Here is a 19,929-nt window from a genome sequence, read left to right as displayed (position 1 = left end):
CGCCGGCGGATTGGTCGCTCAGTCCTGAAATGGCTCGTGGATGACCGGGTGAGCGTGCGGAGTGGCCGGCCACCAGGGGTGGTTCGGGATCCGGCTGGCGAGGATCTCGCGGTAGGCACCAGTGAACGCCCGGTGGACCTTGTCCACCAGCTCCGGCGGCACCCGCTCGGGCCGCCAGCGGAGGACCCGTCGCAGTCCGAGTGAATGGTCGGCCAGCGGCAGACCCACGGTGTTCGGGATCGATCCGACGGTCGGCGCGGCGGTGACGATGCCGCGGCCCGCGCTGACGAACTGCTCGACTTCGGCCTCGCCGAGCGCGTCGTACCGGAATCCCGGCGTGAAGCCGACCGCTTCGCAGGCGGCGCGCAGGGCGGCCAGGTTGCCGTCCCGCTTGCCACCCGGCGGCATCAGCCAGGTCTCGTCGGCGAGGTCGGTCAGCCTGATCACGGACCGGCCGGCCAGCCGGTGATCCGCGGCCATCACGATCAGGACCGGCTCGGGATCGACCATGGCCTGTTCCTGGATCCCCACCGGGCAGGGCGGCGCATGGGCCTCGTCGCAGAGCATCAGCATGACGATGTCGAGGACGTCGGCTTCCAGGAGATCGGTCAGTACTCCGCACGACGGGTCCACCTGGGCCTTGATCTCCCGCCCTTCCAGTTGCTCCTCCAGCCGGGTCAGCCAGGACACGAACGTGACCGTGTTGACCGAGCCGAGACGCAATGGCCCGCCGGTGTCGACGTACTTGCAGCTGCTGTTGACCAGGTCGTCCATGTCGGCCAGCAGAACCCGCGCGCGGCCGAGGATGTGCTTGCCGAGCGGGGTGGGGACCACACCCCGGACACCACGCTGGAACAGCTGGCCACCGACGGCCGCCTCGATCCGGCGCAGCTGCGCCGTGAGCGACGGTTGAGAGACGCTCATCGAGGCCGCGGCCTTGGACACGCTGCCCGTGTCGGCCAGCCGGCAGACCACTCGCAGATGCCGGAGTTCCAGCTCCATAGTGGGCAGGTTATACCTCCTTGGGATGTCTCTGCGACAACCGTCGGTGCGACTGTCTTCTCACAGAGAACCCCTGCTGTTCAGCCTCCCGCCCCTTGAGGCGACCAGCGGTCTCTGCGCCGCTCCCGGTCGCGATCCGGCGACAAGCGGCCTTCGCCCTGTGAGATGAGGAAGTGCCCACGTGAAGACAAAAGTCCTCCGCCTTGCCGCGGTCGGCTGTGTGCTGAGTCTGGGGATCGTCAGTACGTCGATCGCCGTCCGGATGACCTCGCCGGCATCCGCGGACTCCACCGCATCGCTGGCCGCCGCGCCACCTGCCAGCCCCCTGGAGGCCGCCGTACGGACGGCGGAACGGCTGGTGCGGGGTCGCGCGGCCGAACTCAAGGCTGCTCCGGCTGATTCGTTCATCCGGCAGCAGTCCGTCGCCACGCCGTGGGGTCTGGAGTACGTCTCGTATGAACGTACTTATCAGGACCTGCCCGTGATCGGTGGTGACTTCGTCGTCACGACCGATGCCGAGGGCAACACTCGCGGACTGGCCGTCGCCCAGCAGCAGGCCATCAACGTCGATCGCCGGCCCGTCGTCACCAAGCGCGCCGCGACCAAGGCGGCCCGTGCGACCCTCGACGTCGCGAACCCGGACAAGGGTGATCCGGCCCTGGTGGTGTACGCGGGTGGCAAGAAGCCCGTGCTCGCCTGGGAGGCAGTTGTCAAGGGCAAGGACAAGGGGGAAGCCTCGCACCAGAAGGTGTACGTCGACGCTTCCAACGGCAAGGTGCTGGACGCAGTCGAGCTTACGGCCACCGGCACCGGTACCGGCGGGTGGAACGGCGCGAACCTGCCCGTCGGCTCCACCAAGTCGGGAACGACCTTCACGATGACCGACCCGCTCCGGCCGAACCTCAGGTGTGGCGATCTGGCCACCGGGAGGACGTACAGCGGTCCCGATGACGTCTGGGGCAGCGCTGACAAGTTGAGTCGCGAGGCGGCTTGTGTCGACGTCATGTACGCCGCAGCCGGGCAATGGGATCTGCTCAAGGCGCAGTACGGCCGGAACGGCCTGGACGGCAACGGCTCCTGGGCCGACGCACTCGTCGGCATGCAGGAGCAGAACGCGCACTGGGACGGCCCGCACAACCCAGGCGGAACGGCGTACGGGTACAACACGAAGAAGCAGTGGGCGACCCAGATCGACATCGTCGCCCACGAGTACGGACATGGCCTGGACGCCAACACGCCCGGTGGCGTGTCGAGGTACCCGACGCAGGAAGCCGTCGCTGACATCTGGGGAGCGCTCACCGAGGCATACCTGAACAACCCGAACGACGCGCCGGACTACGAGGTCGGCGAGCGGGTCGACCTGGCCGGCAACGGTCCGATCCGGTACATGTACGAGCCGGCCAAGGCCGGGCACCCGAACTGCTATTCGGCGAGCCTTCCGTCGTCGGTGCATGCCGCGGCGGGTCCGATGAACCACTGGTTCTACCTGCTTGCCGAGGGCACCAGTCCTGGCAACGGCAAGCCGGCCAGCCCGACCTGCGACAACACCTCGCTCACCGGCATCGGGCATGAGCAAGCCGGCAAGATCTTCTACAACGCGATGCTGACCAAGACCACCGGCATGACCTACCCAAAGTGGCGCCTCGGCACTCTGGCCGCCGCGAAGAACCTCGACCCGAGCTGTGCGCTGCACGCCAAGGTCAAGGCGGCGTGGACGGCGGTGAGCCTCGGCGCGCAGGCCGGTGAAGCGACCTGTGTTGCGTCCGGCAACGACTACACGCTGTCTGTGTCGCCGGCCAGTGGTTCGGTCAAGCCCGGGGAGTCAGTCGTTGCCACGGTCAACACAACGATCGCGAACGGCTCGGCCCAGACCGTGAACCTTGCGGTGACCGGTCTGCCGGCCGGTGCCACGGCGACGTTCGACCGGAGCTCGGTGCAGTCGGGCAACTCCGCCACCCTCACCATCAACACCTCCTCCAGCACTGCGGCGGGTGTGTACGACCTGAAGGTGACCGGAGATGGCGTAAGCGTCGACCGTACCGCGGGCTACCGGCTGACCGTCGGAGGAACGACTCCCTCCGTCGGCGTACCGGATATCGACGTCGAGCAGGTCAAGGCGCATCTGGCTGCGTTGCAGCAGGCAGCGGTCAACAACGGCGGTCACCGTCGGGCGGGGAGCGCGGGTCACACCGCGTCGGTCACCTATCTCGAGCAGAAGTTGCGTGCTGCCGGCTACACGGTTGCCAAGCAGCGCTGCACGAACTGCACGTATCCGTCGGACAACCTGATCGCGGACTTCCCGGGCGGTGATCCGAGCCAGGTGATCATGCTGGGTGCGCACCTGGACGGCGTCAGCGCGGGTCCGGGCGGCAATGACAACGGATCGGGTTCGGCCGCCATCCTGGAGGTCGCGCTGCGGCTGGCTCAGGAGAAGCCGGCGTTGGCCAAGCATGTCCGGTTCGGCTGGTGGACCGACGAGGAGCAGGGGATGAACGGTTCCGAGTTCTACGTCGGTCAGTTGCCTCTGGCCGAGCGGTCGAAGATCAAGGCTTACCTGAACTTCGACATGGTCGGCTCGACCAATGCCGGGTACTTCGTCAACAACATCACCAGCGAGACCGGCAAGGTGTTGAAGGCCTTCTACGACGGTCTGAACCTGCAGCCGGAGGAAAACGTCGAGGGTGTCGGCCGGTCCGACGACGCGTCATTCAAGAACGCGGGGATTCCGACCAGCGGTGTGGCTGCTGGTGCGAGTGCCCGCAAGACTTCGGCGCAGGCGCAGAAATGGGGCGGCACGTCGGGTACGGCGTACGACCCTTGCTATCACTCGGCCTGTGACAAGTACCCGACGAACGTTTCGTCGATTGTGCTTGACCGGAGTGCGGACGCGGCGGCGTACGGCCTGTGGAAGCTCGCGGTCGGAGAGACCCAGCCTGTGGGTAACGACTTCTCGCTGGCGATCAGCCCGGCTTCTGGCAGCGTTCAGGCGGGAGGGTCTGTCGAGACCACCGTCAGTACTACGACGATTGGTGCTCCTCAGCCCGTGCAGTTCGCCGCATCCGGTCTTCCCACGGGGGCCACTGCCGCCTTCGCTCCGTCGACTGTCGACTCGGGTGGTAGCTCCAAGCTCGTCATCAGCACCACGGCGAGCACACCCGCAGGCACGTACCAGGTGACGGTCAAGGGAACAGGGGCGGTCAGCCACCAGGCGACGTACAGCCTTACGGTGACCGGGGCATCGACCGGCAGCGTCGTGGTGGAGAACCCGGGGGCGAAGACCTGGTGGACCGGTGTCCAGACGTTCCCGCTGCAATTGAGGGCGACCTCGTCCGCGGGTCGCGCGATCACCTTCCGGGCAACAGGCCTGCCGGCCGGACTGACCATCAGCTCGACCGGAGTCATCGCAGGTACGCCGACCACTGCGGGTATCTACACCGTGGTGGTCACCGCCACGGACTCCGGCGGCGTCACCGGCAGCACGACCTTCCGCTACACGATCTACCGCTTCTGAGCTGAATGGTGAGCCCCGGGTCCCAGACCCGGGGCTCACCGCTTGAGACGGGACCGATGACCTTGGTCTGACCGGCGGGGCTCAGGTCAGGTGGTTCGGTGCCTGCTTCAGCTGTTCGGTTGTGAGGATGTGCGCGCCCGCGGCCGGGATGACGACGGTCTCGGCGCCAGTGTCATCCCACCGGACCAGGTACGGCGGTGCGCCGTCGGAGCCGTGGACCTCGAGGATCCGGCCGTGCCGTTTCCGGTCGTTGAGGTGAGTGCCCTCGATCACCAGCCAGTCGCCAGTTGCCGCCTTCATGATCGTGCTCCTCTCAGTACGCAAAGACTGCCTGCCCACCTTCCAGCAGATACCGCTCCCACTCCCACCGCAAGAGCAAGTTCCAGAACGCCGATCAGAAAGGCGGGCGGTTGATGTTTCCACCAACCGCCCGCGGACCGGCTGGCTCAGCAGTGGGGGATGAAGTCGGGCACGGCTCGGGGTTCGGCCTAGGGCCAGGCTGCTAGCAGGTCCGCGGGGGTTAACGCGAGGATTCCCTGGGCGGTGCTGCCGGTTCGTGTGACGGCAACGAGCGGGGTGGTCTCGGCCGTCCCGGGTAGTTGAGAGCGATGGCTGACCAGGCGGGCGAGATCGCGTGCGTCGAAGGGCTTGTTCTCGAGCCAATTGATTGAGCCGACCATCGTGATCTTGCGGGCGACGGGGGACCGGTCCGCACCTACGAGGTCGATTTCCGGGTCGTTGGTGCGGGTCCAGTAGCCGCCGATCACGTTCGTGTCGACGGGGAGCCGGTCGTCAGCACTGCGCCAGAGGGCCTCTCGGATGACGGGCTCGATGGCTCTCCCGCGCCATGAGGTCCAGTTGCGGCGGATCGTGTCGACCACCAAATCGCCGCGACCGCGTTCGACGGCCGGAATGCCAGGCCCGACGAAGGAGAGCCAGAAACGCAGGTAGGGGTCGTCGATCCGGTAGCGGGTTTCCTTGCTGGGTCTGGTGGACAGAGGTAGCTCGGCCGCAACCACGCGTCGGCTGGTGAGCTGTTCCAGCGAGCGGGTCAGAGATCCGGGATTGAGGGCGCCGGAGGCCCGCCCGATGAGGGTGAAGGTGCGTTCACCGTGTCCGATAGCCCGCAGTACGGTCTGAGCTTGGGCCTCGCTCGGGAACTCGGCTGAAAGTATTCGCTCGCCACTGACGAGCAGTGCGGATGTCGGTCGTCGCAGGGCTTGTTCGAGGTAGCCCCACACGCCGGCGCCATGCGGCCACTCTTCCAAAATGAGGGGGAGCCCGCCGGAAATCAGGTAGGCATCGAAGGCCTCGGCCGGTGACAGATCGAGCATGGCCGCGACGTCGGCCGGGCTCAGGGGAGGTACGACCATCTCAGTGCCGCGCTGGTAGAACGGCCTGCCGTAGGTGTTGAGCTTCTCCATCTTGGCGACGTCGGAGCCGATCAGAACCAGCAGAACCGGCAGCTTGGACAGTGTCCGGTCGAAGGCCTTCTGCAAGGCTCCTTCGACGGTGGCGTCCTCGCGGATCAGATAGGGGAGTTCATCGAGGACGACGACACTTGGCTGGTCAGTGGGCAGCGCGGTGGCCAGCAGGCCGAGCGCCGCGTCCCAGGTTTGCGGTCCGGCGAAGTCTCTGAGGCGTGACGCGTCGGGAAGCGAGGAAGTCGCGACCTCGGTGGCGAATCCGCTCAGATCGTTTGTTCTGGAACCTCCGACGGCGGTGAAGAATACGTGTGGTGTCTGCGAGCGTTCGAGGAACTCTTCGACCAGCCTGGACTTGCCGACCCGGCGTCGACCCCGGATCAGCACTGCGCGTCCAGGCCGGCCGGTCCGGCCACCATCGCGTACGACGGACAACAAGCCGTCGAGAATTTCGAGCTCGGCTCGACGTCCGACAAACCCATCCATCGTTGAGTCAACTCCACTGCTAAGGCTTGCATCAATGATACTTGCATTGATGCAAGCATCATGTCAGAGCGGAGCGGAGACTGCTCGGGGTGTGCGCAAGGGTGGAGTTGGGCGCATACTTGAGTTCTGATGGAGCCTTCCCGCGCGACGACGCGTCGTCACCTGTCCACGAGTCCCTTCAAGCCCCGGGTCCCCGCCCCGATCAAGACGTTCGAGGAGGGTGACCGTGTGTCCCACGACAAGGAGGGCATCGGCAGGATCAGCGCTGTCGAGGGCCCTCACGCGGTGATCGTCGACCTGGGCGGCGGCAAGCTGCTGCGGGTCCTGTCGCCCTTCGACAAACTGCACACGCTCTGACCTGTCGCCACCCCGGATCACGGTCGGCGCTGTCGAGTCGCGGTGCCGGCGCCGCGTCACGCCCCCTGGACGTGACGCGGCCCCGACATCAGTAGCCGTAGCGGCTCTTCAGATGGCGCCACCAGTCCCGGAACATCCAGGCGGAAGAAGGAGCTGTCAGCGCTAACGGACAGCGCAGAGACTCTCACTCACCGTGCATGGTGCTGTCAAGGCTCAGAGCGGGCGCAGGCTGCAGGGCTATTAGATGCCCGGGTTGGCGGCGCGGAGCTTGGCGGGGGCTTGCAGCCGCCAAGCCTCGGTGAGGAGTTCTTCGAGGTAGGTGCGGTCGAGCAGGGCGAGCTGGACCAGGACCCCGCCGTACCCGTCGTAGTGCGGTGTCGTCGAGAAGGCGGGGTGCCCGTCGGACAGCAGGGCCTGCTTCTCAGCGAGGTCGCAGACGATCAGGGTCCTGTCCTCCTCGTCACCGCGCTGCCTGGCCAGCAGTTTGCCGCGCACTTTGAGTGCGGGCGTCCCGTACGAGGTGGATTCCCCGGTTTCCGGCAATCGGGAGGCGATCGCGACCGCATCAGCCCAGCTGGACACAACTTGCCTCCGCTCGCCGTCGGGGTAGCTCTTTCTCGATCATGTCAGGTTTTGAACGCCTCGCTGATCCTGGACTGCGGTACGTCGCCGTGCAGTGCGCGGTAGAACGGGTGCCCGGGGGTGAGGTCGGCGCGATGGACCGGATCGCCGGTGAGCGCGGAGGCGTAGAGCGCGGTGACGAACTCCATCGTCGGCCGGGTGCTGGTCAAGGTGGTGCCGTGGGTCCGGCCACTGAGCAGATCGTCCACCAGGCGGTTGAGCTGAGCGTCGTGGTTGCTCGGTACGTCCTTGCCGGCTGAGGCGGTCCACGGATCGGTCTCATCCGTCTCGAGCTGCGAATCGTCGGTACGCCGTACGCCGGGATCCAGGCCCAGCTTGGACGCGCGGCTCGCGTCGGGTACCGGATAGAAGGTCCAGTCGGCGTCGGAGTACCCGTAGACGTGGCCGACCTCGAGCGTTCCGCCGGTCGTGTCGATCCGGATCCTGCTCAGCTCCCGTGGCGAGAGCAGGCTGTTGATCACGGTCGCTACCGCGCCGCTCTCGAAGACCACCGACGCCATCGACACGTCCTCGAACTCCACCGGGCGATCCAGCCGTACGGCGGTGGCGTTGATCGTCCGCCACGGCCCGAGAAGGTGCAGCAACAGATCGATCTGGTGGATGCCGTGGCCGAGAGTCGGTCCACCACCCTCGCCGACCCACGTGCCGCGCCAGTCCGGGGCGAAGTAGCTGCGCGGCCGGAACCACAACGTCTCGCAGACGGCGACCTGCGGGGCGCCGAGCGCGCCGCTGGCCAGCAGGTCGGCCGCCCGCACCGCTCCGGACCCGTGCCGGTGCTGGAAAATCACGAAGACCGAGCCTGCACTGGACTGCTCGGCCTCGGCGACGGCGTCCATCTCGGCGAGACTCAGCACCGGCGGCTTCTCCAGCAGGACCGACTTACCCGAACCCAGGACCTCGATCGCGATCTCGGCGTGGCTCCCGGGCGGCGTCGTCACCGAGACCAGCTCGGGATCCTCGGCGGCCAGCAACTCCGTCACGCCGCCGTACGGCCTCGAACCGTACTTCGCGGCGAGCGCCTGCGCCTTCGCCGCTACGATGTCGGCGACTCCGACGAGGCTGGTCCGGCCGGTGTTCGCGTAACCCTCCGCGTGCCGATGGCTGATGTTGCCGCAGCCGACGACCGCGACCTTCAGGGCCCGGTCCGGCGTACCTGAACCACTCGTCATCGCGCCGCTCCGTGCACGACCGCCTGCTGCTGGGCCGTCAAGGCCAGCCGCATGGTCTCGAAGGTGTGCTCCTGCGGTGCGGCCGTGGTGGTCCGCTCCTGTACGTCGTGCACCAGGTCGGCGTAGTACGTCAACTCCACGTCCGAGCAGTCGATGTACTGCGTACTTTCCTGGTCGACCAAGAAGAGGTGGTCGCCGCCCGGCCGGCCGCCGATGTCGACGTACTTGCGCATCTCGATGTATCCCTCGGTGCCGAGGATCATCAGCCGGCCATCTCCCCAGGTCGGCAACCCTGTCGGGGTGTACCAGTCGACCCGGATGTAGCCCTGGGCGTTGTCACTGCGGAGCAGCACATCACCGAAGTCCTGTAGACCGGGCTTGTCGGGGTTGGCGAAGTTCCCGACCGTACTGGCCACGACCTCGGCGGTGCGCGCGCCGGTGAACCAGAGGAACTGGTCGATCTGGTGGGAGGCGATGTCGACGAGGATGCCGCCGTGCCGGCTCTTGTCGTAGAACCAGTCCGGCCGGCCGGCGCCACCCCCGAGGTGGCCGCGATCCCCGATCCGGTGCGGACCGAGCCCGAGGGTCTGCACCACCGTGCCGATCCGGCCCGCGCGGACCAGTTCGCCGGCCCTGATCACACAGCGCACCTCGAACCGTTCGGAGAACGTCACGGACCAGAACCGGCCGGTCTCGGCGACCGCCTTCTCGATCTGCTCCAGTTGGTCGAAGCTGACGCAGCCGGGTTTGTCGGCCACGACGTCCTTGCCGGCCCGCAACGCCGCGACGGCGATCGGTCCGCGCCGGTCCGGTACGGCGGCGGTGACGATCAGCTCGATCCCGTCCTGGGCGATCAGGTCGTCGGGGTCGTCGACCACGGGAACGTCGGGATAACGCTCGCGCACCTGGGCGGCGATGGGAGACGACGGATCGTCGGTCGCCATCGCGACGAACTTCGCACCGGCCTCGATCAGGCCGGCGATCTGACCGTGGATATGGGCGTGATCGAGACCGACGGCGGCGAACCGGGGGGTTTGCGTGGAGGTCAAGATGGTCCTTTCGGCTCAGCGTGAGGCAACGAGTGCTTGCGAGAACTCTTCCGCGATCTTGTCACCGCCACCGCTCTTCCACTTCTTGACCGCGGCGGCCCAGGCCGAGACCGGCTTGCGGCCCTGGATGATGTCGTTGGTCACCTGGGTGATGTCCTCGGTGATCTGCGGGCCCTTGCGGACGTTCGTTTCGGAGTACAGGCCGGCGACCGGGTTGGCGATGGCGTCGGGGCAGGTCTGCTTCATGGCATTGAACTCTGCCTCAGTGTTGCCCTTCTTCTCCGGCAGGAAGATCGTCCACGGTCCGTCCGCCTGGTACATCAGGCCGAGCTGGGTCTCGCTGAATCCCCGCTCGGTGAGGACCGGGTTGCCGTCGACGAGGGTGTGATGGACGTCCCGGAGGCCGAACTTCCGGAAGAGGTACTCCTTGGTGCCGAAGGGCGTCGCGAGGAAGTTCAGGTACGACAGCAGGGCCTCGACCCGGCCCTCGGACTTCTTGCTGATCGCGGTGAAGCCGGCGGCGGGAGCGCCCAGCCAGATCCGGGCCTGTCCCGAGCCGTCGTGCTTCGGCGGCGCGATGATGCCGATCCGGGCCGTCTTGTCGACCGCGGTCTGGAGATAACTCGGCCAGCCGCTGAAGGTGTCCTGGACCAGCGGGCTCGATCCGTTGCCGAATCTCACCTTCAGGTCCTGGTTCTGGCCGGAGAAGGCGTCCGGGTGGATGGAGCCGGCGCTCCACAGCTTGCGCAGGATCTCGAACGCCTCTTCGTGGGCCTCGTGCTCGAAGTAGCTGACCACGGACTTGCCGTTCTCGCTCCAGAGGTTCGGCATGTCGAACATGTTCCGCACGAACTGCGTCGGTGCTGCCGCCAGCGCGAAGCGGTTCTGGCGCTTGTCGGTCAGCTGTTTGCACAGTTCGGTGAAGTCGTCGAGGTTCTTGACCTCCGCCTTCAGCCCTTGCTTCTCCAGAATGTCCGCACGGCTGTACAGGACCTGGGAACTGATCGCTCCGCGCGAGATCGGGACGCCGTAGATCTTGTTGCCGAAGATGGCCGCGTTCCAGGCGACCTCGGGAAGGTTCGCGAGGAAGGGGTACTTCTTGATGTTGTCACCGGACAGGTGCGGTGTCAGGTCGGTCGCCTTGGCTTCCAGCAACTGCGGGACCTGGGGCACGTTGCCGACCAGGAAGACGTCGCCGAGCCGGTCGCCGGCCACCGCGGTGGCGAACTTCTGCGTGTAGTCCACCGAGGGCGTAAGGCTCACCGAGATGGGCGATCCGGCCTGCTTGTCGAGTTCCTGCCAGAACCGGTTCTGTTCGAGCTTCGGCGGGATCGGGGTGTTCGTGAACGTCATCACGTTGATGGGCTTGCCGTCGCCCGGCGGCTGCGTGATGGCCGTCACCGGGTCGGCCGGGTAGCGGAGGAACGCGTCGGGAATGTTGTAGTCGGAGCCGGGCAGATCCGGCTTGACCCCGGCGTACCGGACATAGGCCGGCCGGACCTGGGTCGCGGATGCCTTGTCGGTGCCCCCGCCCGTGCCGCCGCGGCCTTCGTTGGAGCAGCCGCTGAAGACACCGGCCAGGCCGGCCGCGCCGGCTCCGGCCAGCAACGTCCGGCGGGTGACCGGTCGTAGATCGTCAATACTCATTTTTGCTACCTCTCAGCCCTTCACGGCACCGGTCAGCACGCCCTTGGCGAAGTGCCGCTGGATGAACGGATAGACGCACAGGATGGGGACAACCGAAATCATCAGGATTGCCATCTGGATGGAGGTCTGGGGTGGGAGCGCCTCGCCCGCGGCCCCCAGATCCTGGGCGCCGATCTCGACGCCGTTCACTACATAGGTTCGCAACACCAGTTGGAGCGGCCATTTGCTGCTGTCGTTGAGGTAGAGCAGGGCGCCGAAGAAGCTGTTCCAGTAGCCGACGCCGTAGAAGAGGCCGACGACGGCGACCACCGCTTTGGACAGCGGCAGCCCGATGTGCCAGAACAGTTTCCACTCGGAGGCGCCGTCGATCCGGGCAGAGTCGAGCACGGACGCGGGCAGGCCGGCGAAGTACGCCCGGACGACGATCACGTTGAACGCACTCACCGAGACCGGAAGAATGACCGCCCACAGGCTGTCCAGGAGTCCGAACTGCTGGACCACGAGATAGGTCGGGATGAGCCCGGGATTGAACAACAGGCTGATCAGGACGAGCAGCAGCAATGGCTTGTTGCCGAAGGTTCCCCGCCGGCTCAGTGCCCAGCCGAGGGTGCAGGTGAGGAACAGCGCGAGAGTGGTGCCGACAGCGGTGATGAAACCGCTCACCACGAGCGCCTGGGTCACCGTTCCACCGGACAGGATCGACCGGTACGCCGACAGGTCGATGCCGTCGGTCGGAAACATCACGAAGCCGCCGGCCCGGATCACTTCCTCGGGTGAGGCGAGGCTGGTGGAGATCACCCCGATGAACGGGAAGACGACCACGCCGCAGATCACGGTGAGGAAGAGGGCCTTGACGACTCTCTCCGCCCGCCCCGGCATCGGCATGCCGCCCACCAGTACCTGCTGTCGCTTGTGGCTCATCCGCGGTACACCCCTTCCTCGCCCAGGCGGTGTGCCAGCTTGTTGGCGCCCAGGACGAGGGCCAGCGCGACCACGCTCTTCACCAAGCCGACAGCAGCGGATACGCCCCAGTCGCCGCCGATGATCCCGTTGTTGTAGACGTACGTGTCGAGTACTTCGCTCGCCTCCTGGCCGACGGCTGGTTGCTGCAGGATGATCTGCTCGAAACCGACCGTCAGCGAGTCTCCGAGCTTGAGAATCAGCAGCAGGATGATGATCGGCTTGAGGCCCGGCAGAGTGATGTGCCAGGTCTGGCGCCATCGGCCGGCGCCGTCGGCGGCGGATGCCTCGTAGAGCGATCTGTCGATCTGCGAGAGGACGGCCAGGAACAGGATCGTGGCCCACCCGGTGTCCTTCCACATCACCTGCGAGGTCAGCAGGACACGGAACGCTTCGACATTGCCGATGATGTGGATCGGGTCGTACCCGTGGCCGCGCAGCCAGTTGTTGATCATCCCGGTGCCGCCCAGCACCTGCTGGAAGACCGCGACGACGATCACCCAGGACATGAAGTGCGGCACGTAGATGATGGTCTGGACGATCTGCCGGAGCCGGTTCGACAGCAGGCTGTGCAGGACCAGAGCCACCACGATGGGGGCCGGAAAGACGATGACGGTCTGGATCGCGGTCAGGATCAAGGTGTTCTTGACGGCATTCAGGAATTCTGGATCGCCATCGACGATGGTCTTGAAGTTCTCGAATCCCGTCCAGAGACTCTGATTGATGCCCAGATACGGCTGGTAATCCTGGAACGCGATGACGTTGCCCCACAGCGGGTAGTACTGGAACGCGCAGATGACCAGCATTCCCGGTAGCGCCAACAGCAGTACTGCGTAATCACGGCGTAAACGCGTGCGGATTGGCAAATTTCTAGATGGCGGGGGAGCAGTGTCAGTATCGGTCACAGGCACTCCTTGGGGCGGCCCAAAAAAAGTGATCGATCCACTTCTGAGCCGGTAGCTAACCGCAGGCCGTCAGGGGGTGTCAACCCCTCGGCCCGGTATTCGCCGCGGCCGGTCGAGTCGTCCCCGCCGCATCGACCGCGCTTCGACGATCGCGTCCGGAGCCGGACTTCCGCCTAGAGAGCGTGCCGAGGGCGGATGGATCGGCTAGCCTTCGTACGCCGCCGCGCGGACGGCCGGGCGCGAGGGAGGAAACGTGTCAGAGGCAAGGCCGAAACGGCCTGCAACCATTCACGAAGTGGCTGGACTGGCCGGCGTATCACATACAACGGTGTCCCGGTACTTGCAGGACAAGGACAGCCTGAAACCGAAGACAAGAATCAAGGTCGAATTCGCCGTAAAGACCCTCGACTATCGACCGAACCTGGTCGCCCGGTCCATGCGGACCCGGCGCTCGAACCGGCTCGCGATCGTCCTCGCCGCCGGGTCGTACTTTCCCGGACGGCAACTCTCCGCGGCCTCTGAAACGGCTCATCGGGCGGGTTATCAAGTCGAGGTGGTCAGCGTCGAAGGCGGTCCGCGAGCGCGGGCCGAACGCATTGAGGACCTGGTTCGATCCGGTCAGGTGGAGGGAATTCTGGCCATTTCCTCGATCGGCGGAAAAGGCAGAAGAACGCGATCCGTACCGATTGTCGAAATCGATTCCTACGATGAGCAGTTGCATGTCCTGGGCGAACTCGCCGATGCCTCGGCGGTCCGCGAGATCATCGAGCACCTGAGCTCGCTGGGCCACCGGACCTTCCTGCACGTGGCCGGCGATCAGACCTTTACCTCGGCGCGCAACCGCAAAAGCGTCTACCTGGAAACGATCGAGAGCCTCGGTCTGCGATCGGCCGGCGCGGTCGACGGCGACTGGTCAGGACAGTCCGGATTCGACGCGATCACCAGCCTGCCGGACGACAGCGACGTCACCGCGGTCGTGGCGGCCAACGATCTCATCGCCATGGGCGCCATCCGTGGAGCGCTCTCCCGAGGCTGGACTGTGCCTGGGGACCTCAGTGTGTTCGGATGGAACGACGACGAGCTCGGCAGGTTCACCACCCCGTCCCTGTCGACGGTCGCGGTCGACTTCGAGGCCCAGGGCCACGACGCGATGCACCGCCTGCTCGCCGAGATTCGCGGCGAGCCGGTTCCCGAACCGTCCAACCGGACGGTCAACCACGTCATCTACCGAGAGTCGATCGCGCCCCCACCACCTGACCGGCATGCTTGAGGAGTTGGTTTCCACCGTGAACGCGAAGGGCGAGTACAACCGCGACAGCGACTACATCACGACCCGGATCACCGCCGACGGTCGTGACGGTTTCGCAGTTGCGCCAGGCCGGTACCGGCTGGTGGTGGCGCGAGCGTGTCCGTGGGCGAACCGGGCGATCATCGTCCGCCGCCTGCTCGGGCTGGAAGACGTGCTGTCCATCGGATTCTGCGGGCCGACCCACGACGAGCGCAGCTGGACGTTCGACCTCGACCCCGGTGGCGTCGACCCGGTGCTGAAGATCCCGCGGTTGCAGGACGCGTACCTCAAACGCGACCCGAACTACTCGAAGGGCATCACGGTGCCCGCGATCGTCGACGAGGCGACCGGTGCTGTCGTGACCAATGACTTCGCTCAGCTCACGCTCGACCTGTCCACCGAGTGGGCGAAGTACCACCGCAGCGGTGCCCCGCAGTTGTACCCCGAGCCGTTGCGGGCCGAGATCGACGAAGTGGCCCGGCGCGTCTACACCGAGGTCAACGACGGCGTGTACCGCTGCGGTTTCGCCGGCTCGCAGGAGGCCTATGACGAGGCTTACGACGGGCTGTTCGCGACGCTGGACTGGTTGTCTGAGCGGCTGCGCGATCAGCGGTACCTGGTGGGTGACACCATCACCGAGGCCGACGTACGGCTGTTCACCACGCTGGCGCGCTTCGACGCCGTGTACCACGGGCACTTCAAGTGCAACCGCAACAAGCTCACCGAGCTGCCGGTGTTGTGGGCGTATGCGCGCGACCTGTTCCAGACCCCGGGGTTCGGCGACACCATCGACTTCGTCCAGATCAAGCGCCACTACTACGAGGTACACACCGGCATCAACCCGACCCAGATCGTTCCCAAGGGTCCGGACCTGTCGGGCTGGCTCATCCCACCTGGCCGGGAGGTCTTGGGCGGCAGGCCGTTCGGCGAGGGCACCCCACCGAACGGGCGGTAGCCGGAGTACTGGGCTTGCCCGCTTCAGCCGGTCCGGCTCTGAATCTTGACAGGGTTAAGTAATTGTTCCAATATCCTATCGGATCCGAGTTTCTGGGGCGGTGCCTAGAAGGCGTGCGTGCCAGGGGTCTCGGCTGTCAGATCATCAGAGAGGTCGCCGCTCATGACCAGATCCCTTCGAAGTAGGGCGTTGCGAGGCGTGGTCGCGCTTGCCGTCGTCGGGGCGTTGCTCCCGGCTGCGACGTCGTCCGCCGTACCGGGCCCGGGTAAGCCTCCAACAGGGCCGCGTGGCGTTAGCACGACGGCGAGTACGCCCAGCGTGGCGAGCATCAGTAGTCCGGCGAGCGTCACCGCGGCGACGGGGCCGTCGTTGGGGCCGGCGGGGGAGGCGGCGCTGAAGCCGTACATGGGCTGGAGCAGTTACAGCATGCAGGTGTACTCGAACGACGGCGGCAACTGGATCTCGGCGGCTCAGATCATGGCCCAGTCGGATGCGATGCACAAGAAGCTCCAGCCGTACGGGTACAAGTACATCAACATCGACGCGGCGTGGAACGGTGGCATCGACGAGTACGGCCGGCCCGTACCGAGCAAGAAGCTGTACCCCAACGGTCTGCAGGCCGTGATCAAGCACATCCACGCGAACGGCCAGAAGGTCGGGCTCTACAGCATCCCCGGCATCTCGAAGGCGCTGCTGGACGCGAACCTTCCCGTCTACGGCCACCCGGAGTGCAGGACGGGGGACCTGGCCAAGCAGCCGTTGCAGCAAGGTGACTATTGGGGCTTCGGGTACCGCATCGACATGACGAAGCCGTGCGCCCAGGCATACATCGACTCGGTCGTAGATCTCCTCGCCTCCTGGGGTGTCGACTTCCTGAAGTTCGACAGCGTGACGCCGGGCTCCGGCAAGAACGACCTGTCGCTCGATGCACGCGACGAGGTCAAGGGATGGTCGCAGGCCCTCGCCCGGCACAAGATCTGGCTCGAGCTCTCCTGGGCGCTCGACATCAACTACGCGGAGTACTGGAAGCAGTGGTCGAACGGTTGGCGGGTCGACTGGGATGTCGAGTGCTACTGCCCGGGTGAGGCGCTCACGGCCTGGCCGAACATCTCGCGGCTCTTCCCCAAGGTGGCGGACTGGTGGCGCCACGGTGGGCCGGGCGGCTGGAACGACCTCGACTCGTTGAATGTCGGCAACGGCACGATGGACGGGCTGACCAGGGACGAACGCCGTACTGCGGCGACGCTGTGGGCCGTTTCCGCCGCGCCGTTCTACGTCGGCAACGACATGACCAAGCTCGATGCGTATGGGCTGGAACTGCTCACGAACCCCGAGGTGATCGGGGTCAACCAGGCCGGGCGCCCTGCGCAACCGGTGTCGACCAAGACCAACCGGCAGGTGTGGTACTCGCTCAACGCCGACGGCTCGTACTCCGTTGCGCTGTTCAACCTTGGAACCACCGAGGCCAACCTGACGGTGAACTGGGCAGACCTCGGCCTGGACGGCTCGGCGACGGTACGCGACCTGTGGGCGAGGAAGGACCTTGGGCAGTTTGCGTCCGGTTACACCGCGGCGACTGTGCCCCCGCACGGTGCCCGCCTGTTCAAGGTCACGCCGCAGAAGGGCTCGGCGATTCGCGTCAACGACGATGATCTGCGGATCTCGTACGACGGCGTCTGGCAGCGCAACGGCAACCGCGAGGTTCCGGCGGTGTCGGAGCCGCTGACGGTCACGGTGACGGATACCGGGATTCCGCCGGCCGCTACGTCCGGCGTACGAACTGTTGAGTTGAACAACGATGATCCGGGCATCGTCTACACGGGTTCATGGAGCCGCAGTACGGGGCGTGGGCTTGGTGATTATCAGGACGATGTGCAGTACACGGAGACCAACGGCGACGCCTTCTCGTACAGCTTCGTCGGCAACGGCGTCGACTACGTGACGGAGAAGGACCCGTCGCAGGGTGAGGTTGAGATTTATGTCGACGGTGCCTTGAAGGCGACCGTGGACACCCATGCCGATGCGCGCTCCGCGCAGCAGGTGGTGTTCAGCATCTCGGACCTGCCGAACGGGAGCCACACGATCCGCGGGGTGAAGAAGTCGGGACAGTTCATGCTGGTCGACAAGTTGGTCGTCCGGCAGGAGAGTCTGCTGAACCCCGGTACCGCGGCCTTCGACAAGACTGCTCAGGCTGACCTGACGACCGAGATCGGGCGCGACCCCGGCGAGCTGGCCGGGATCGCGAACGCCGGCAAGGCACTCGTCAAAGGCACCGACTACACCGTCGATGGGCGCGTCGTGACGATCAAGAAGGAGTACCTCGCGACGCAGCCGACCGGTACGACGAAGCTCGACTTCGGCTTCCGTGGTGACTATCGCGACGATGTGCACGCCGCGACGGCGAACGGCGCGGCGATCGAGTTCGCGTTCCGTGGTACCGGCGTTGAGTGGGTGACGGCGCTCGGCCCGGATCAGGGCGAAGCGGATGTCTCCGTCGACGGCAAGGTCGTTGCCCGGGTCAACTTGTTCAACGAGGCGCGGGTCACGGCACGGCAGGTGTTCTCCCAGGCCGGCCTGAAGGATGGACAGCACACCCTGCGCATCGTGAAAGTCTCGGGCGACGTACTACGAACCGACCTGGTCAGGTACACGATGGCGAAGCCCTAGGACTTCGCCACAGCTCGGGTGACGACCCAGCGGTGAGGGGAGATGGGCCGCGTTCGAGTGAAGCCATGATGCTCGAACGCGGCCATCGGCCCGGTATGCAGGAAGGAGCCGGCCACCTTCCGGTCGTCTGTCTCTTCGGGATAGCCCTCCACCGTGCCACCGCCGAGCTTGGCGATCTCGGCAAGTGCTCCGCCCAGAGCGGCGTTGGCGACGCCACGACCCCGAAAGCCTTTGCCTGTGAAGAAGCAGGTGATCCGCCAGTCGGGCAGCCCGGTGAGCCCTTTCTCGTACAGGCGTCGGCTCTTGATCTCTGGCAATTCACTGGGCGACCCGAACTGGCACCAGCCCAGGCATTCGTCGCCGTCGAACACCAACGCGTTGTGCGTTCCCCCTTCGCGCACCAGCCGTTCCTTGTCGGCCTTGTTCTGCTCAGCGGTTCGCTCTTTCAGCTTGACCTGAAAGCCGATACACCAGCAGCCACCCCAGACGCCGTTGTTCGCCTCGACCAACCGCGCGAACGCACCCCACGTCTGCGGAGTCAGCGGCCGAACAACGAACTCCTCTGTCTGCTCCACGAAAACACCGTAGACCGGATCGGGCCGGGAGACGGTGGGGGTTTGGGTTCAATCAGCCTCATCGCTTGCTTCCTCCGTCGTCTCGACCAGGTGAAACACCGGTACGCCGAGGTGCCGGCGGGCCTGGGCGGACCAGTCGATGTGGAGCAGTTCGGCAATGACGTGTTTCCGGGTGAGAACCACGACCTCGTCGCCGTCCACCAGCTTGAGGTAGTCGACGAGCTCGTCCACGGGGTGCTGGCGAGTGATCACTCCGTCCGCATCCCGGCCGAGTGAACGCAACCGCTCAAGACTGCGCTCAAGCGCAGCGGTGGCCTGGGCATCAACAGCACGCTGCGCTTCCTGCTGAGCCTTTTGGGCCTCCTCATCCGAGTAGATCGAGTACCGCTCGGCCGCCATCCCATAGAGCTCGGTGCCGGCGAGACTGGCCAGCGACGACTCGATCTGAGCCCTGGCGTCCTCACACGGAATGATCACGTGGAACTTGACCTCCGACGTGCTCGCGTAGCGGCGTACCAGCCCCTCCGCGTCGGGTACGCTCAACTCTTCCTCAACCAACAGCACAACGTCATACATCGAGACCACCCACCTTCCATGCGGTCTGGGTACCAGCCCAGTACCCACAGCAACCGCAAACGACACGGCTTGAACGGGCCACGGCCGGGCGGTGTTCAGCCGGGCGTCCACCGTTGGTGATGGTTTGGTCACCGGCCGTCGTATCGGTCTGCCGACGGAACCCCTCGCTCTGGATGTCCTCAGCGGCCACGCGTACGCCGTACCGGTAGGCGAGCTTGCCGCCCCGCGCGGACCGCGAAGTTGACGATGAATAGGATCACAACGATCAGATTCAGCGACATGTGCGTCAGCCCGGTCCGGAACGCTGGCGACCCACGCGCCGATCGGCACGGCACCCGCAACCGTCCCTTCACGGACCCAACTCCTGCAACTTGCGCGTCCCGCGGCCAATCTTTGCAGTCGCGACTGTGCGAACAGCAGCTATGTAGGGCGGCATGCGTACCCGCGACGTCGTAGATGTTCACTCGAGGCAGCCTGGGAACGGTCAGACCTAGACGCCGGCTGTTGCCATAAGCAACATCACCGGGTTTCCACAACGCGCGACTTCCTGTGCACAACCTGACCACTTCCGGCCACTCGCGAACCCGCCTTATAGATAAGGCCTTCCAGCCACGAAAACTGTCGGTGGGCCCGTCTAGAGTTCTGGGTATGGAGACCTCGCAGCTACTCCCACCGTCGATGCTTGGTGACAGCGCCCTGCTGTCCACCATCGACGG

16 protein-coding genes are annotated in these 19,929 nt (G+C 65.8%); 5 read left to right on the top strand and 11 right to left on the bottom strand.

What is annotated here, in order from left to right:
• Positions 1–18 precede the first annotated feature (18 nt).
• Positions 19–1,002, bottom strand: coding sequence for a LysR family transcriptional regulator (locus tag A3ES_RS49015; RefSeq protein ID WP_020390759.1), 984 nt, complete (start codon positions 1,000–1,002; stop codon positions 19–21).
• Between the two features lie 181 nt (positions 1,003–1,183).
• Here A3ES_RS49015 and A3ES_RS0131110 point away from each other — a divergent pair, with 181 nt between their 5' ends.
• Positions 1,184–4,513 (top strand): M28 family peptidase, encoded by a 3,330-nt coding sequence (locus tag A3ES_RS0131110; RefSeq protein WP_026163374.1) that lies wholly within the window; start codon positions 1,184–1,186, stop codon positions 4,511–4,513.
• An 81-nt stretch (positions 4,514–4,594) separates the two neighbouring features.
• Here the strand turns inward: A3ES_RS0131110 and A3ES_RS0131105 are convergent, their stop codons facing one another.
• Both A3ES_RS0131105 and A3ES_RS0131100 read right to left on the bottom strand, forming a co-directional pair.
• Positions 4,595–4,813: a DUF1918 domain-containing protein gene (locus A3ES_RS0131105; RefSeq protein WP_020390758.1), complete on the bottom strand. Its 219-nt coding sequence runs from the start codon at positions 4,811–4,813 to the stop codon at positions 4,595–4,597.
• 188 nt (positions 4,814–5,001) lie between these two features.
• On the bottom strand, positions 5,002–6,423 hold the full coding sequence (locus A3ES_RS0131100; RefSeq protein WP_020390757.1) for an ATP-binding protein: 1,422 nt from the start codon (positions 6,421–6,423) through the stop codon (positions 5,002–5,004).
• A 129-nt stretch (positions 6,424–6,552) separates the two neighbouring features.
• Here A3ES_RS0131100 and A3ES_RS0131095 point away from each other — a divergent pair, with 129 nt between their 5' ends.
• Complete coding sequence (locus A3ES_RS0131095; protein ID WP_020390756.1) at positions 6,553–6,780, top strand: hypothetical protein; 228 nt, start codon at positions 6,553–6,555, stop codon at positions 6,778–6,780.
• Positions 6,781–7,020: 240 nt separating this feature from the next.
• On the opposite strand, the gene A3ES_RS0131090 is transcribed toward A3ES_RS0131095, so the two are convergent.
• Genes A3ES_RS0131090 through A3ES_RS0131065 form a run of 6 tightly spaced genes read right to left on the bottom strand, consistent with a single transcriptional unit; the run spans position 7,021 to position 13,113 of the window.
• Positions 7,021–7,362, bottom strand: coding sequence for an MmcQ/YjbR family DNA-binding protein (locus A3ES_RS0131090; RefSeq protein ID WP_020390755.1), 342 nt, complete (start codon positions 7,360–7,362; stop codon positions 7,021–7,023).
• Between the two features lie 44 nt (positions 7,363–7,406).
• Positions 7,407–8,591 carry a Gfo/Idh/MocA family protein gene (locus A3ES_RS0131085; RefSeq protein WP_020390754.1) on the bottom strand — a complete coding sequence of 395 codons (1,185 nt, stop codon included), beginning with the start codon at positions 8,589–8,591 and terminating at the stop codon, positions 7,407–7,409.
• Positions 8,588–9,640 (bottom strand): Gfo/Idh/MocA family protein, encoded by a 1,053-nt coding sequence (locus tag A3ES_RS0131080; RefSeq protein ID WP_020390753.1) that lies wholly within the window; start codon positions 9,638–9,640, stop codon positions 8,588–8,590. Before A3ES_RS0131080 ends, A3ES_RS0131085 begins: the two co-directional genes overlap by 4 nt.
• A gap of 15 nt (positions 9,641–9,655) precedes the next feature.
• On the bottom strand, positions 9,656–11,287 hold the full coding sequence (locus A3ES_RS0131075) for an extracellular solute-binding protein (RefSeq protein WP_020390752.1): 1,632 nt from the start codon (positions 11,285–11,287) through the stop codon (positions 9,656–9,658).
• 12 nt (positions 11,288–11,299) lie between these two features.
• Entirely contained in the window at positions 11,300–12,208 is a 909-nt protein-coding gene (locus tag A3ES_RS0131070; protein WP_020390751.1) for a carbohydrate ABC transporter permease, read from the bottom strand.
• Complete coding sequence (locus tag A3ES_RS0131065; protein ID WP_237745104.1) at positions 12,205–13,113, bottom strand: ABC transporter permease; 909 nt, start codon at positions 13,111–13,113, stop codon at positions 12,205–12,207. Before A3ES_RS0131065 ends, A3ES_RS0131070 begins: the two co-directional genes overlap by 4 nt.
• Before the next feature lie 292 nt (positions 13,114–13,405).
• On the opposite strand from A3ES_RS0131065, the gene A3ES_RS0131060 reads away from it, so the two are divergent.
• From A3ES_RS0131060 to A3ES_RS0131050, 3 genes are all read left to right on the top strand, one after another.
• Positions 13,406–14,422, top strand: coding sequence for a substrate-binding domain-containing protein (locus A3ES_RS0131060; protein WP_026163373.1), 1,017 nt, complete (start codon positions 13,406–13,408; stop codon positions 14,420–14,422).
• Entirely contained in the window at positions 14,415–15,395 is a 981-nt protein-coding gene (locus tag A3ES_RS49010; RefSeq protein ID WP_020390748.1) for a glutathione S-transferase family protein, read from the top strand. Before A3ES_RS0131060 ends, A3ES_RS49010 begins: the two co-directional genes overlap by 8 nt.
• Before the next feature lie 162 nt (positions 15,396–15,557).
• Positions 15,558–18,062 (top strand): X2-like carbohydrate binding domain-containing protein, encoded by a 2,505-nt coding sequence (locus A3ES_RS0131050; RefSeq protein WP_026163372.1) that lies wholly within the window; start codon positions 15,558–15,560, stop codon positions 18,060–18,062.
• Here A3ES_RS0131050 and A3ES_RS0131045 read toward each other — a convergent pair.
• Both A3ES_RS0131045 and A3ES_RS0131040 read right to left on the bottom strand, forming a co-directional pair.
• Positions 18,059–18,637, bottom strand: coding sequence for a hypothetical protein (locus tag A3ES_RS0131045; protein ID WP_020390745.1), 579 nt, complete (start codon positions 18,635–18,637; stop codon positions 18,059–18,061). The two genes, A3ES_RS0131050 and A3ES_RS0131045, sit on opposite strands and share 4 nt — an antisense overlap.
• A gap of 48 nt (positions 18,638–18,685) precedes the next feature.
• Complete coding sequence (locus A3ES_RS0131040; RefSeq protein WP_026163371.1) at positions 18,686–19,213, bottom strand: hypothetical protein; 528 nt, start codon at positions 19,211–19,213, stop codon at positions 18,686–18,688.
• Positions 19,214–19,929: the final 716 nt, after the last annotated feature.

The organism is Kribbella catacumbae DSM 19601 (assembly GCF_000372465.1).
Classification (GTDB): Bacteria; Actinomycetota; Actinomycetes; order Propionibacteriales; family Kribbellaceae; genus Kribbella; species Kribbella catacumbae.
This window is presented reverse-complemented; position numbering and strand designations above follow the sequence as displayed.

Bases quoted from the DNA above. Each gene is read 5' to 3' on its own strand.
- A3ES_RS49015 (WP_020390759.1), bottom strand. From the start codon at position 1,002: ATGGAGCTGGAACTCCGGCATCTGCGAGTGGTCTGCCGGCTGGCCGAC.
- A3ES_RS0131105 (WP_020390758.1), bottom strand. From the start codon at position 4,813: ATGAAGGCGGCAACTGGCGACTGGCTGGTGATCGAGGGCACTCACCTC.
- A3ES_RS0131100 (WP_020390757.1), bottom strand. From the start codon at position 6,423: ATGGATGGGTTTGTCGGACGTCGAGCCGAGCTCGAAATTCTCGACGGC.
- A3ES_RS0131095 (WP_020390756.1), top strand. From the start codon at position 6,553: ATGGAGCCTTCCCGCGCGACGACGCGTCGTCACCTGTCCACGAGTCCC.
- A3ES_RS0131085 (WP_020390754.1), bottom strand. From the start codon at position 8,591: ATGACGAGTGGTTCAGGTACGCCGGACCGGGCCCTGAAGGTCGCGGTC.
- A3ES_RS0131075 (WP_020390752.1), bottom strand. From the start codon at position 11,287: ATGAGTATTGACGATCTACGACCGGTCACCCGCCGGACGTTGCTGGCC.
- A3ES_RS0131070 (WP_020390751.1), bottom strand. From the start codon at position 12,208: ATGAGCCACAAGCGACAGCAGGTACTGGTGGGCGGCATGCCGATGCCG.
- A3ES_RS49010 (WP_020390748.1), top strand. From the start codon at position 14,415: ATGCTTGAGGAGTTGGTTTCCACCGTGAACGCGAAGGGCGAGTACAAC.
- A3ES_RS0131050 (WP_026163372.1), top strand. From the start codon at position 15,558: ATGACCAGATCCCTTCGAAGTAGGGCGTTGCGAGGCGTGGTCGCGCTT.
- A3ES_RS0131040 (WP_026163371.1), bottom strand. From the start codon at position 19,213: ATGTATGACGTTGTGCTGTTGGTTGAGGAAGAGTTGAGCGTACCCGAC.